Source organism: Sphaerisporangium fuscum (genome assembly GCF_018531465.1).
In the GTDB taxonomy this organism is placed as follows: Bacteria; Actinomycetota; Actinomycetes; order Streptosporangiales; family Streptosporangiaceae; genus Sphaerisporangium; species Sphaerisporangium fuscum.
The window spans coordinates 81,662-95,033 of sequence record NZ_JAHDTF010000036.1; the positions used below are offsets into that span (position 1 = coordinate 81,662).

General features: G+C 69.3%; 13 protein-coding genes. 8 read left to right on the forward strand and 5 right to left on the reverse strand.

Annotated elements, in window-relative coordinates; genetic code table 11:
- Positions 1 to 33 precede the first annotated feature (33 nt).
- From KIK05_RS37715 to pknB, 4 genes are all read left to right on the forward strand, one after another.
- The gene (locus KIK05_RS37715) at positions 34 to 1,377 is read left to right on the forward strand and encodes an FtsW/RodA/SpoVE family cell cycle protein (protein WP_214415705.1); all 1,344 of its coding nucleotides are present in this window, start codon (positions 34 to 36) and stop codon (positions 1,375 to 1,377) included.
- Positions 1,374 to 2,831, forward strand: a complete 1,458-nt coding sequence (locus KIK05_RS37720) for a peptidoglycan D,D-transpeptidase FtsI family protein (protein WP_214415656.1) — start codon at positions 1,374 to 1,376, stop codon at positions 2,829 to 2,831. The genes KIK05_RS37715 and KIK05_RS37720 overlap by 4 nt, the downstream gene beginning before the upstream one ends.
- Positions 2,828 to 4,297, forward strand: coding sequence for a serine/threonine-protein kinase (locus KIK05_RS37725; protein WP_308250283.1), 1,470 nt, complete (start codon positions 2,828 to 2,830; stop codon positions 4,295 to 4,297). The genes KIK05_RS37720 and KIK05_RS37725 overlap by 4 nt, the downstream gene beginning before the upstream one ends.
- 82 nt (positions 4,298 to 4,379) lie before the next feature.
- Positions 4,380 to 6,248 (forward strand): Stk1 family PASTA domain-containing Ser/Thr kinase, encoded by a 1,869-nt coding sequence (gene pknB, locus KIK05_RS37730; RefSeq protein ID WP_214415657.1) that lies wholly within the window; start codon positions 4,380 to 4,382, stop codon positions 6,246 to 6,248.
- A gap of 163 nt (positions 6,249 to 6,411) precedes the next feature.
- Here pknB and KIK05_RS37735 read toward each other — a convergent pair whose 3' ends face one another.
- From KIK05_RS37735 to KIK05_RS37745, 3 genes are read right to left on the reverse strand one after another with little or no spacing between them, the layout of a single operon-like run.
- Positions 6,412 to 6,984: an anthranilate synthase component II gene (locus tag KIK05_RS37735; protein WP_214415658.1), complete on the reverse strand. Its 573-nt coding sequence runs from the start codon at positions 6,982 to 6,984 to the stop codon at positions 6,412 to 6,414.
- Positions 6,981 to 7,139: a hypothetical protein gene (locus tag KIK05_RS37740; protein ID WP_214415659.1), complete on the reverse strand. Its 159-nt coding sequence runs from the start codon at positions 7,137 to 7,139 to the stop codon at positions 6,981 to 6,983. The genes KIK05_RS37735 and KIK05_RS37740 overlap by 4 nt, the downstream gene beginning before the upstream one ends.
- 38 nt (positions 7,140 to 7,177) lie before the next feature.
- Positions 7,178 to 7,795: a class E sortase gene (locus KIK05_RS37745; protein WP_214415660.1), complete on the reverse strand. Its 618-nt coding sequence runs from the start codon at positions 7,793 to 7,795 to the stop codon at positions 7,178 to 7,180.
- A 354-nt stretch (positions 7,796 to 8,149) separates the two neighbouring features.
- On the opposite strand from KIK05_RS37745, the gene KIK05_RS37750 reads away from it, so the two are divergent.
- On the forward strand, positions 8,150 to 8,395 hold the full coding sequence (locus KIK05_RS37750) for a cell division protein CrgA (protein ID WP_214415661.1): 246 nt from the start codon (positions 8,150 to 8,152) through the stop codon (positions 8,393 to 8,395).
- Positions 8,396 to 8,460: 65 nt separating this feature from the next.
- Here the strand turns inward: KIK05_RS37750 and KIK05_RS37755 are convergent, their stop codons facing one another.
- Positions 8,461 to 9,342: a rhomboid family intramembrane serine protease gene (locus KIK05_RS37755; RefSeq protein WP_214415662.1), complete on the reverse strand. Its 882-nt coding sequence runs from the start codon at positions 9,340 to 9,342 to the stop codon at positions 8,461 to 8,463.
- A 213-nt stretch (positions 9,343 to 9,555) separates the two neighbouring features.
- Complete coding sequence (locus tag KIK05_RS37760; RefSeq protein ID WP_214415663.1) at positions 9,556 to 10,089, reverse strand: peptidylprolyl isomerase; 534 nt, start codon at positions 10,087 to 10,089, stop codon at positions 9,556 to 9,558.
- Positions 10,090 to 10,254: 165 nt separating this feature from the next.
- Between KIK05_RS37760 and KIK05_RS37765 the strand changes: the two genes are divergently transcribed.
- The 3 genes from KIK05_RS37765 (at position 10,255) to KIK05_RS37775 (ending at position 13,370) form a co-directional block, all read left to right on the forward strand.
- Positions 10,255 to 10,758: a DUF5324 family protein gene (locus KIK05_RS37765; RefSeq protein WP_214415664.1), complete on the forward strand. Its 504-nt coding sequence runs from the start codon at positions 10,255 to 10,257 to the stop codon at positions 10,756 to 10,758.
- A gap of 142 nt (positions 10,759 to 10,900) precedes the next feature.
- Positions 10,901 to 11,974: an Rv3169 family protein gene (locus tag KIK05_RS37770; protein WP_214415665.1), complete on the forward strand. Its 1,074-nt coding sequence runs from the start codon at positions 10,901 to 10,903 to the stop codon at positions 11,972 to 11,974.
- Between the two features lie 94 nt (positions 11,975 to 12,068).
- Positions 12,069 to 13,370, forward strand: a complete 1,302-nt coding sequence (locus KIK05_RS37775) for an AI-2E family transporter (protein ID WP_214415666.1) — start codon at positions 12,069 to 12,071, stop codon at positions 13,368 to 13,370.
- The last annotated feature ends 2 nt before the right edge of the window (positions 13,371 to 13,372 follow it).

Genomic DNA, 13,372 nt, shown 5'->3' on the forward strand with positions numbered 1-13,372 from the left:
TAAGTGAGTGCTGACGACGTCGCGGCCGTCCCCATGACCGCAAAACGACGGGGGGCGCAGCTCATCATGCTCGCCTTCGCCGTCGCGATCGTCATGGTGGCCTACGCCAATGTCGGTCTCGGCATCAACGGCCAGGTGCCCGCGGGCATGCTGACCTACGGCCTCGGGCTCGGCGGCCTGATGCTCGCCGCCTACTTCGTGCTGGCGAAGTTCGCCCCCTGGGCCGACCCCCTGATTCTCCCGCTGGTGACGCTGGTCAACGGCATCGGCCTGGTGATGATCTACCGGATCGAGCAGGACACCAAGATCGCCTCCGCCGCCACCCAACTCATGTGGACGGCGCTCGGCATCGTCATGTTCTCCGTGACGCTCATCGTGCTGCGCGACCACCGCGCGCTGCAGCGCATGACGTACACCGCCGGCTTCGTCGGCCTCGCGCTCCTGATCCTCCCTCTGGTGCCCTTCCTGGGCAAGAACATCAACGGCGCCCGCATCTGGATCGCCCTCGGCTCCTTCTCGATCCAGCCGGGTGAGTTCGCCAAGCTGGCGCTGGTCGTCTTCTTCGCCGGTTACCTCGTCGCCAAGCGCGACGTGCTGGCACTGGCCGGACGCCGCCTGCTCTTCATCGACCTGCCCCGCGCCCGCGACCTCGGCCCGGTGCTCATCACCTGGATCGTGAGCGTCGGTGTGCTGGTGCTCGAGAAGGACCTCGGCACCTCCCTGCTTCTGTTCGGCACCTTCATCGCGATGCTCTACATCGCCACGCAGCGCACGTCCTGGGTCATCATCGGCGTGCTGCTGTTCGTCGGCGGCGCGTTCGTCGCGGGCAAGATCTTCAGCCACGTCGGCGACCGCTTCGAAGTGTGGCTCCACCCGAGCGACCCCGAGCTCTTCTTCAAGGTGGGCGGCAGCGCGCAGTTGATGGAGGGGCTGTTCGGCATGGGCTCGGGCGGCATCCTCGGCACGGGCCTCGGACAGGGGCACCCCGCCATGATCCCGCTGTCGTTCTCCGACTTCATCTTCCCCGCCACGGGCGAGGAGCTCGGGCTGACCGGCCTGATGGCCATCCTCATGGTGTACGCCCTGATCGTCGAGCGCGGCCTGCGTACGGCCCTCGCCGCTCGCGACCCCTTCAGCAAGCTCCTGGCGGGCGGCCTCTCGTTCATCCTCGCCTGGCAGGTGTTCATCATCGTCGGCGGAGTGACGAACCTCATTCCCCTGACGGGTCTGGTCACGCCGTTCATGTCCCAGGGCGGTTCGGCCCTCCTGGCAAACTGGATCCTTATCGCCCTTCTGGTACGCATGTCAGATGCGGCCCGACGGCCGCCGCCGCAAGCCATCCAGGACGAAGGATTGACGCAGGTGTTCCAGCGATGAACGGCACGCTCAAGCGAGCCTCGGTAGCCTGCCTGCTCATGTTCGGGCTGTTGATGATCAACATCAACTACCTGCAGGCCGTCAAGGCGGACGGGCTACGCGAGAACCCTCTCAACCGGCGCACCTTCTTCGACCGTTACCAGGTCGAACGCGGCATGATCACCGCCGGGGGGCAGACGCTGGCCAAGTCGGTCGACGTCGGCGGCGACTTCCGCTTCCGTCGCAAGTACGTCGACGGCCCGGTCTACGCGCCGGTCATCGGGTTCTTCGCGCCCGAGAGCGCGAGGGGCATCGAGGCGGCCGAGAACAGCTACCTCGACGGTTCCCACGCCGACCTGTTCGTGCGCCGCACGGTCGACATGATCACCAACAAGCCGGCTCGGGGCGCGGCCATCGACCTGACGCTCGTGCCGGAGGCTCAGAAGGTCGCCTACGAGGACATGCAGAAGAGCGGCAAGCGTGGCGCGGTGGTGGCGCTCGACCCGCGCACCGGGGCGATCCTCACCATGGTGTCCCTGCCGAGCTACGACCCCAACACCATGGCGATGCCCGACAAGTCCAAGGCCGCCGCGGCGTACAACAAGCTCGACAAGGACGACAACAAGCCCCTGCTGAACCGCGCGATCCAGACCACCTACGCCCCCGGCTCGACCTTCAAGGTGATCACCTCGGCGGCGTACCTCAGTGAGGACGAGTCGCGCGACGTCAACACCACGGTGGACGCGCCGAACGTCCTGCCGCTGCCGGGCACCACGATCGGCCTGCGCAACTACCACGGCGAGTCGTGCGGCGGCCGGGCGAGCCTGATCGACGCGCTCACCATCTCCTGCAACACCGCGTTCGGCTCCATGGCGCTGGAGATGGGGTACGACAAGCTCCAGCAGCAGGCGGCGAAGTTCGGCATCGGCAACGAGATGGCGATCCCGCTGTCGGTCGTCAAGAGCGACATCGGCCCCAACGAGGACAAGGCGGCACTGGCGCAGACCGCGATCGGGCAGCGCAGCAACCAGATGACCCCGCTCCAGATGGCGATGGTGGCCGCCGGCGTCGCCAACAAGGGCAAGGTCATGAAGCCCTACCTCGTCAACAAGGTCGTCGGCCCCGACGGCGACGAGATCGACAGCGCGCGGCCGCAGGAGCTCGACGAGGCCGTCAGCCCCGACGTCGCCGACAAGCTGCGCCAGATGATGATCAGCGTCGTCCAGAACGGCACCGGCAAGGCCGCCGCGCTGCAGGGCACCACCGTGGCCGGCAAGACCGGTACGGCCGAGACCAGCAAGAACGCTCCCTCCCACGCCTGGTTCATCTCCTTCGCCCCCGCCGGCGACGGCGAGGAGCCGAAGGTCGCCGTCGCGGTGTTCGTCGAGTCCGGCAGCGCCGGCAACGACGCCACCGGCGGCGCGGTCGCCGCGCCGATCGCGCACGACGTGATGCAGGCGGTGCTCGGGAAGTGACCTTCGCCAACCGGGTGCTGAGCAACCGCTACCGGCTGACCGGGCGCATCGCGACCGGCGGCATGGGAGAGGTGTGGCGTGCCTCCGACGAGCTGCTGGGCCGCGACGTCGCGGTCAAGCTGCTGCGCCAGCACGTCGCCGCGGACCCGGAGTTCCGGCAGCGCTTCCGCAACGAGGCGCGCATCACCGCCGGGCTGGCCGACCCCGGTATCGCCCAGGTCTTCGACTACGGCGAGCAGGAGGACATCGCCTTCCTGGTGATGGAGTTGGTGCCGGGCGAGCCGCTGTCGGCGATCCTGGCCCGCAACACCATGTTGAGCCCGGAGGTGACGCTCGACGTCGTCGGGCAGACGGCCCGGGCGCTGCACACCGCGCACCGGTCCGGGATCATCCACCGCGACATCAAGCCCGGGAACCTGCTGGTCACCGAGACCGGGCACATCAAGATCACCGATTTCGGCATCGCCCGCGCCCTCGAGGGCGCGCGGATGACCATGACGGGCACCGTGCTCGGCACCGCCCAGTACGTCAGCCCCGAGCAGGCCTCCGGCAGCCCGCTGACGCCTTCCACCGACATCTACTCTCTCGGTGTGGTGGCCTACGAGTGCCTCGCGGGCCGGCCGCCGTTCACGGCGGGCAACCAGGTGGCGATCGCCCTCCTCCACCTCAACGAGCAGACACCCCCGCTGCCCGAGAGCGTGCCGAAGCCGGTGCGCGACCTGGTCGTCGCCATGCTCGCCAAGAGCCCCGAGCACCGTCCCGCCACCGCGCAGGAGCTCGCCGACCGCGCCATGGTGCTGCGTGACTCGCTCGCCGCGTCGGCCGATACGAACCTCAGCATGCTGACCGACCCCTCCGGGTACGCGATCCGGGAGGCGACGCAACGGCAGGCCGACTCCTCCGGCTTCACCACCCGGGAGACGACCGGACGACAGGCCACCCCCTACGAGGGCCTGTACGAGGCCTCTGAGCCGCTCTCACCGCCCACGCCGACGCGAGTGGGGCGCCCGCCCGCTCCGACGGCGCGTCAGGCGCACCCGGCGGGCAAGCGGCGTCGCGGGCGCCGTACGGCCGTCGGCATCTTCGCGGCGGCGGGATGCGCGGCGGCGGTGGGCTTCGGAGCGCTCGCGGCGGGCGGGCTGCCCGAGCTGGGTCTCGACAACGGGCCCACCACACAGCCGGTCACCCCGGCCGGCTCCGAGCCGGCTTCCACGCGGCCGGTCTCATCGCCGGAGCCGACCCGGACATCATCTCGACCAAGACCGGTGACGCCTGTCAAGCCGACGGTGTCACGGTCGGCTACGGTAAGCAGGTCGGCGACACCCACCCGGCGACGGACGCCGAAGCCAACTCCGTCACCTTCCCCGACCCCTACTCCGACGCCCACACCGACCCCCGCGCCGAGTGACACACCAAGCCCCAGTGCATCCACAAGCACCACAATCCCCCCGAATGGGGAGACGTAATGTGGCGAGGGGTCGATGATGGACACCGGCAGCCGCACCGCGGGCGGGTACCCAAGATGAACGGCAAGGGACAGTGCAGGAAATGACTCAGCCTCGGCTACTCGGTGGTCGCTATGAGCTCGACGGAGTCGTCGGGCGCGGCGGCATGGCCGAGGTCTATCGTGCCCGGGACATCCGGCTGGACCGCGTCGTCGCGATCAAGACGCTGCGAGCCGACCTGGCGAGAGATCATACCTTCCAGGCCCGTTTCCGCAGGGAAGCCCAGTCGGCCGCGTCCTTGAACCACCCGTCGGTGGTCGCGGTGTACGACACCGGAGAGGACACGACCGAAGGCACGCCGGTGCCGTACATCGTCATGGAGTTCGTCGACGGGCGCACCCTCCGTGACGTGCTGCGGTCCGACCGCCGCCTGATGCCCGAGCGTGCGTTGGAGCTGGTCGACGGCATCCTGCGTGCCCTCGACTACAGCCACCGCGGCGGCATCGTCCACCGTGACATCAAGCCCGCCAACGTGATGATCACGCTCGCGGGCGACGTCAAGGTGATGGACTTCGGCATCGCCCGGGCCATGGCCGACTCCGCGGCCACCATGACGCAGACCGCCCAGGTGATCGGCACGGCGCAGTACCTCTCGCCCGAGCAGGCGAGGGGCGAGCGCGTCGACGCGCGCAGCGACATCTACTCCACCGGCTGCGTGCTGTACGAGCTGCTCACCGGCCACCCGCCGTTCACCGGCGACTCCCCTGTGGCCATCGCCTACCAGCACGTCCGCGAGGACCCGATCCCGCCCTCGCAGATCGACCCCGAAATCCCCAAGTGGGCCGACGCCATCGTCCTGAAGGCCATGGCGAAGGACCCGGCGCACCGCTACCAGAGCGCCGCCGAGATGCGGGCCGACATCCAGCGGGCGCTGTCGGGCATGCCGGTCGACGCCGCGCAGACGATGGCGCTCAACCAGAACGGCTACACCGGGCAGCAGACCCGCACGCTCAACGCGCCCGGCGGCCCGGCCACGCAGCGGACGACGGCCGTACCCCCGTACGAGTACGCGCCGACGCAGGTGGGAAGTGCCCCCGGCGGTGGCGGCGGCCGCATGGAGCGCCGCCGGGCCAACAGCGGGAACACCGCCCTGAAGACCGCGGCCTGGATCCTCATCCCCCTGCTGATCATCGGCGCCTTCATCGGCGTCGGTTACAAGTTCCTGAGCTCCCCCGGCAACCAGGACACCGCGAGCAAGGTCCAGATCCCCCTGCTCAAGGGGCAGACGGCTGAGGCGGCCCAGCAGCGGCTCCAGGATCTCGGGCTGAAGGTCCAGATCACCGAGCAGTACGACTCCGACGCCGAGAAGGGCACGGTCATCAGCACCCAGCCCGCTTCGGGCGAGGAGGTGGCCAAGGCCAGCACCGTCCAGCTCCTCGTGTCCAAGGGCGTCGAGAAGAAGACGGTTCCGGACGTGGTCGGCTCCACCCTCGAAGAGGCGACGAGCGCACTGGAGAAGGCGGGGCTCAAGGCACAGGTCAAGAGCGTGGTGTCCCAGCGGGAGCAGGGCAAGGTCTTCCAGACCAAGCCGACCGCCGGTGAGAAGGTCGACGAGGGCAGCCTGGTCACGCTCTACGTGCCGAAGCAGCAGATCGAGGTTCCCGACGTCGTCGGCCAGAGCGAGAAGGACGCGAAGGCGACGCTGACGGGCGCCGGATTCAAGGTCAAGGTCAGCAAGCAGCCGAGCGCGGACAAGCCCGAGGGCAGCGTCATCAGCCAGTCGCCGCAGGGCGGCGCCAAGCTGACGTCCGGTTCGACGATCTTCCTGGTGGTGTCCTCGGGCCCGCCGCAGGAGACCGTGCCGACCGACCAGCCGACCGACCAGCAGTCGCCGCCGACCGACGAGCCGACGGACACGCCGACGACGGACGACCCGTTCAGCGAGCCCCCGCCGGACGACTTCAGCAACTGACGGCCCCGGAAGGCCTCTCCCGCTCTGGGAGGGGCCTTCCGGCGTTTTCACCGAGTCGCCCACCGTACGACGGCGCCGGCCCCGGACGTGAGGAGAGGGTCTCCGCCGCTCGGGGGCGACGGCGGAGACCCTCATCCGGTAGTCGTCACAGAGACGCTCGGCGTTACACGATTTGGGCGAGCCAGTTGGCGAGAAGTTTGTGACCGTGGTCGGAGAGCACCGACTCGGGGTGGAACTGCACTCCCTCGACCCGGGCCGACCTGTGCCGCAGCCCCATGATGACCCCGCTCTCGGTGACAGCGGTGATCTCCAGTACGTCGGGCACGGTCTCGGGGACGACGGCGAGCGAGTGGTAGCGGGTCATGGTGACCGGCGAGGGAAGGCCGGTGAAGACGCCCTTGCCGTCGTGGCTGATCTGACTGGTACGGCCGTGCATCAGTTCGGGCGCGCGGGCCACCACGCCTCCGTAGGCCACGGCGATGGCCTGGTGACCGAGGCAGACCCCGAGCAGCGGCACGTCGTGCCCCGCGCAGAACTCCACCAGGGGGACGCTCACCCCGGCCGCCTCGGGCGTACCGGGCCCGGGACTGATGACCACGCCGTCGTACGCCTCGGCGTCCTCCACGCGCACGTGGTCGCGCGGCAGGACGTCGCACTCGGCGCCCAGCTGGCGGAGGTATTGGACGATCGTGTGGACGAAACTGTCATGGTTGTCCACGACGAGGACGCGGGTCATTGGCCTACCGTCACCCGATCAAGAGGCACGTGCGGTTCGAGCGAAGGGAACACGACATACCAGAGTACGACCCCCGCGAGACCGGCCAGCAGCAGCATCGTGACCACCTTGACCCAGGTGGGGCCGGGGATGACGCGCCAGATCCATCCGTACATCCGGTCTTCCTCGCTTCCGTGGGCCGCGGGAGGGCCGCTCAGCTCGTCCGGCGCTCCCGCGTGCCCTTCAGGACGCCGTAGACGATGAGCCGCTGCCGGGCGGAGTATTCGGGGTGACACGTGGTCAGGGTGATCATGGCCCGCGTGGGGTGGGTGCCGGGGTGGCCGGGCACGGGGGCGATGACGTCCACGTCGGTGGGGTACACGACCTGCTTGCCGGAGACCCGGTAGGTGTAGCGGGCCTCGGGTGCGTCGATGATGATGTCGTCGCCGCGCCGCAACTCGCCGATGCGGTTGAACGGCGCGGCGTACGTCGTGCGGTGCCCGGACAGCACGAAGTTGCCCACCTTGCCGGGCATCGCGGTCCCGGGGTAGTGCCCAGGCCCCTTGCGCAGGTCGTCGGGGGTGACGCCTTCGAGGATGGCGTATTCGTAGCGGCGGCCGAGGCGGGGGATCCGGATCAGCGCGAGCGCGTCACCCAGGTCGATCTTGCCGAGCTTGGCCGGCCGGGATTTCTCCAGCAGCTCCTGCTTGAGGATCTGCTGGCTCCACTCGGTGTAGGAGCTGGTCCCCCACAGCAGGTAGGCGCAGAACAGGAGCGTGACCAGGCCCGCCGTGACGCTGAGCTCGCCACCGGCCCGCAGCAGCGTCCTCACGGCGCGGCGGCGCCGCAGCGGCGCGCGGGGCCCGTCGGCCGGGTGGATGGGTCGGCAGCAGGCGGCATGGTCGCGAGAGTCCGGGTCGAAGGGTCGAATGGTCGGCGCGCGTACCGCGCCCTGCCTGGTCAGCGTATCGACGCCCCCACGCGGCGTCCCGGCGACGAGCGGCCCTTGGCTCCAACTTTGCCCGGCGGGGCGCGGCCCGGGTTCGTCCGGGCTGGACGACAGTTACGTCTGGAATCGCCGTTCGACGCCCGCGCCGACTAGGCTTACACCGGTCTTCGTACACCAGCCATTACGCTGGCTGCCAGAGCCCGCGACACCTCGCGGGTCCCCACCAGGAGAGCTGCCGTGCCCAAGTCCCGCACCCGCAAGAAGGCGGTCTACACTCCGCCGCAGAAGTCGCAGCAAGTCAAGGTGAGCCCCCGCTGGCTGGCACCGGTCATGGTCGTTTCGTGGATCATCGGCATCCTGTGGATCGCGGTGTACTACATCGTGCCGTCGGCGCCGGGCATCTCCACGCTCAACCAGTGGAACCTGCTCGTCGGGTTCGTCTTCATCATCTTCGGCGTGATCCTGTCCACTCGCTGGCGCTGAGCCGGAGGGGTGTTTTCCACAGGTTTTATCCACAACCTGGGGAAGCACGCCTCCGGCCTGCGGTTCTAGCCTCCGAGCGGCGTCACGAGCATCACGACGAGCACGAAGGCGACGAGCACCGCCAGAGCCGTTCCGAACTGGAACGCCGTGCGGTTCCTGCCCGCGCCGGGCGCGTAGGCGAACAGCCCCGTGACGACCACTCCCGTGACGAGGCCGCCCAGGTGTCCCTGCCAGCTGATGCCGGGGATCACGAAGGTCAGCACGACGTTGATCCCGATCAGCCAGAGCACACCGCGCACGTCGTACCCCATGCGGCGGGCGATCACGAACATCGCGCCGAACAGGCCGTAGATCGCCCCGGACGCTCCGACGGCGACGCTGCCGAAGAGGTAGACCGCCACCGAGCTGCCCAGTGCCGCCAGGAGGTACAGCGCCGCGAACCGCGCCGAGCCGAGGATCCTCTCCAACTGCGGGCCGATGGCGTACAGCGCCCACATGTTGAACAGGATGTGCCAGTAGGACGGCGGCGGCGCGTGCAGGAACGCCCCGGTGACCAGGCGCCACCACTCGCCGGCGGCGACGTGGTAGGACGACATCGCGAATTGGTTGAGGACGGTGTCGGTGTTCAGCAGCTCACCGAGGTAGGCCAGCACGTTGATCGCCAGCAGCGTCCAGGTGACGACGGGCGTGGCGACGCTCCTGCCGCCGAGGGGCGCCTCGGCGCGCCGGACCGTCCTGTTGCCCTCGTGCACGCACTCGACGCACTGGTGGCCGACCGCGGCCGCCCGCATGCAGTCGGGGCAGATCGGCCGGTCGCAGCGCTGGCAGCGCACGTAGGTCTCGCGGTCGGGGTGCCGGTAGCACGTGGGCACCGAGCCGTGGTCGGACGGCTGCGGCGGCCCGGAGGGCCGGTCGGACGGCTGCGGGTGGTCTGGCTGAGTGGTCATCGCCTGTCGAGGCCCCTTCGCCTGTGCGCTTAATCCACAGACTGCCACCCTATTCACCGCTCCGGGCTCCCGGCGCCACCCGAAACACGTGCCGTTTTCCACCCGGCCCCCCAGGCCGGGCGTCCGTGCCGCCACCACCCGGTGACGGCACGCCGCTCACTGCCCAATGGCCTCGCTGACTCCGCTCAATGGCCTCGCTGCGCTCGGCGGCGATCAGGCGGGGACGCGCTCGATCGTCACTTCCTGGATGACCACGTCGGTCAGCGGGCGGTCCTGGCGGGTGGGCGTCTTGGAGATGGCGTCCACCACGTCGGCGCCCTCGATCACCTCACCGAAGATGGTGTGCTTGCCGTTGAGGTGCGGCGTGGGCACCACGGTGATGAAGAACTGGGAGCCGTTGGTCCCGCGGCCGAAGCGCTTGCCGGCGTTGGCCATGGCCAGCAGGTAGGGACGGTTGAACTGCAGTTCCGGGTGGATCTCGTCGTCGAAGTTGTAGCCCGGGCCGCCGATGCCCTTACCCAGCGGGTCACCGCCCTGGATCATGAAGTTCTCGATGACACGGTGGAAGATCGTGCCGTCGTACAGCTTGTCGTTGGTCTTCTCACCGGTCTCGGGGTGGGTCCACTCGCGGGTGCCCTCGGCGAGCTCCACGAAGTTGCGGACGGTCTTCGGCGCGTGGTCGGGGAAAAGGCGGACCTTGATGTCTCCGAGAGTGGTGCGGAGCTTGGCGATGAGATTCTCAGCCACGATCGGACTGCCCCCTTCGATATGCCCGTTTCAGGGCCTCATTTGCGATGTTTTGCTGGCGATGGCGCATTGGCCTACCCGGCATCCTCCCACGCCTCGTCAGGATTGAGCCGCTTTCGAGCGGGAAGGTGCTCCTGCGGGGCCCCAAGGACAGGGGAGGTTATCGTGTCCCTGACACTGAAGAAGAGCCGCGTCAGGTCGGTCATACCCACGACGCGGATGGGCCGCATGAAGGCCCAGGCCATGCGGAGGGCGGAGCAGGTCCGTCCGATGGCGAGCAGTGCCCGCGAGGTCGCCGCTCACCGTATCGAGGACGCGCGCATATGGGCCGCACCCCGGCTCGACCGCGCCGCTCACTCCGTGGAGGAGCAGATCGCGCCGAAGGTGAGCGCGTTCCTCTCCCAGGCCGCGGACAAGATCGACCCCTCGCCTTCACTCAGGCGGCGTGGCCGGGGTCGTGGCCGCTGGTCGATGATCGCGCTGATGTGCGGGATCGCGGCCTGCGCCGCGGGCGTCATGATGTACCGCAACAACGCCCGGCAGTGGGCCGAGACGATGAAGGACACCGGTGCGGACGCCAGCAGGTGGTCCGGACAGAGGGTGGACGAAACGGCCCGGGTCGATGAGAGCGGTATGACGACCGGCGACACCACACGCAGGATGTACTGATCTGTGCTGTTGGGGACGCGCCCCCCGGGTTTTCCCGGGGGGCGCGTCGCGTTCACGGTCCCGGACGGTCCGTGTGGGCCCGTTGACGGTCGGCCAAGCGCTTGTTAGAACGTGTTCCACGCCGCCGACCCGTGGAGCACCGATGTCGCTGTCGCCGCTCGATGACTACCCGATCCACCAGGCCCCCGAGGTGATGCGCCACGTCGCCACCTCCGACCGCAACTTCTACGACCGGTACTACTTCAACTGCCACGCGGGATCCGACGAGCTCATGCTGATCGTCGGTCTCGGCCAGTACCCCAACCTCGGCGTCACCGACGCGTTCGCCTGCGTCCGGTACCGCGACCTGCACCGCGTCGTCCGCGCGTCCCGCGAGCTGGGCCTGGACCGGATGGACACCAGCGTGGGCCCGTTCCGCGTGGAGGTGATCGAGGGGCTCAGGCGGCTGCGGGTGAGCCTCGCCGCCGACGAGCACGGCCTGTCGTTCGACCTCACCTGGGAGGGCGAGATCCCGGCCACCCTGGAGCCCCGGCACTTCGTCCGCTGGCAGGAGCGGGTCGTCTTCGACTCGATGCGGCTGGCCCAGACGGGACGGTGGAGCGGGCACATCACCGTCGGCGACGAGCGCGTCGAGGTCACCCCCGACCGCTGGCGGGGGACGCGCGACCGCTCCTGGGGGATCCGCCCGGTGGGCGAGCCGGAGCCGCCCGGCATCCAGGCCAAGAACCCTTCCACCTTCTACTGGCTCTACACGCCGATGGGCTTCGACGACCACGCCATCCTGTGCATCGTGCAGGAGGACCACGAGGGCCGCCGCGTGCTGGAGGAGGCCGTACGCGTGTGGCCGTCGGGCGAGCAGGAATACCTCGGCAGGCCCGAGTACCGGCCGGAGTACGTGGCGGGGACCCGCGAGGTGTCCTCGGCCGTGATCGGCTTCTCGCCGCCGGGCGGCAAGCCTTTCGACGTGCGCTGTACGCCCCTGCTGCCGGTGCACCTGATGGTCGGCACGGGGTACGGCCTGGAGCCGGACTGGAAGCACGGCATGTACCAGGGGCCTGGCCCGGTGGTGCAGGGCGTCACCTACACGCTGCCGGGGGACGCGGGGAAGATGTGGGGGATGGTGGACGCCGTCGGGCGTTTCGAGTACGACGGCCATGTCGGTTACGGCCTGTACGAATACTGGGCTCTCGGCCCGCACCCCTCCTTCGCCGGCTGACCCCTCCCATGGGCCGCCCGACGAATCCCCCTTTGTGGCGATTTATGCGTCAGACGGCGCGACTAGGCCCTCTCCGTGCGGGCAGTAGGGACGCGTGTCCGAGTCCGGTGGTTCCGAGCGAGCAGAGATCTCCAGCGTCTTTCCCCCGTTCCCCGCCACCGGCGACGACGCCGGAGGCGGGGCGGGCGCCGAGGGCTCCTCGGCGGGCACGGCCACGCGGCCGGGGGCCGAGCCGTCCCCCGGCGACCGCAGCACGGTGGCGTGGCTCCAGGACGGCGAGGCGCCGGACCCGGGGGACGGCGACGTCCCCACCGGGACGCGCAAGGTCGATCCCAAGGACCACGAACAGCCCTTCGGGCGGCCAGGGCGCCCGCTGCGCAACAATCCCTTCCTGTTCGGGCTGACGGCCGCCCTGGGCGTGCTGACGGCCTGGCTGATGGTCCAGGCGATCGCCAGCGCGGGCTCCGCGCTGCTCCTGATCGTCGTCTCGCTCTTCCTGGCCGTCGGGCTGAACCCCGCCGTCGAGGCGCTGCAACGGCGGAACCTGTCCCGCCGGCTGGCGATCACGATCGTCTTCCTGGCGGTCATCGCGTTCTTCGTGGGCTTCGGGCTGGCGATCGTGCCGCCGCTCACCGACCAGACGACGGGGTTCGTCCAGCATCTGCCGGAGTACCTGCAGCAGCTGCAGAACCACCCCTTCATCCGCACGGTGGACCAGCGCTACCAGGTGCTGGAGAAGCTCCAGCAGTACGTGACCAGCGGCGGGCTGGCCAGCCAGATGTTCGGCGGCCTGCTCGGCGTGGCGAGCGTCGTGATCAGCGCGCTCTTCAGCGGGCTCACCATCTTGGTGCTGACCCTGTACTTCCTCGGCTCGCTCAACTCGATCAAGGAGACGGGCTACCGGCTCGTGCCGCGCTCCCGGCGCACCCGGGTGCGGCTGCTGAGCGACGAGATCATCAAGCAGATCGGCGGCTACGTCGCCGGCAACCTGATCATCTCGCTGATCGCGGGCGTGGTGACGTTCATCTTCCTCGCCCTGCTGAAGGTGCCCTACGCCCTGGCGCTGGCGATCTTCGTGGCGGTCACCGACCTCATCCCGATGGTCGGCGCCGTCGTCGGCGCCGCGGTCGCCTCGGGCGTCGGCTTCCTCAGCTCGGTGCAGGTCGGCATCGCCTGCGTGGTCTTCTTCGTGGTCTACCAGCAGATCGAGAACTACGTGATCTCGCCGCGGGTCTTCAAGTCGTCGGTGGACGTGCCGCCCATCGCCACGATCATCGGCGCGCTCCTCGGCGGGGCGCTGCTCGGCATCGTCGGGGCGCTCCTCGGCATCCCCCTGGCCGCCGCGGCGCTCCTGCTGACCAGGGAAGTCGTCTTCCCCCGCCAGGAACGGCTCTGACC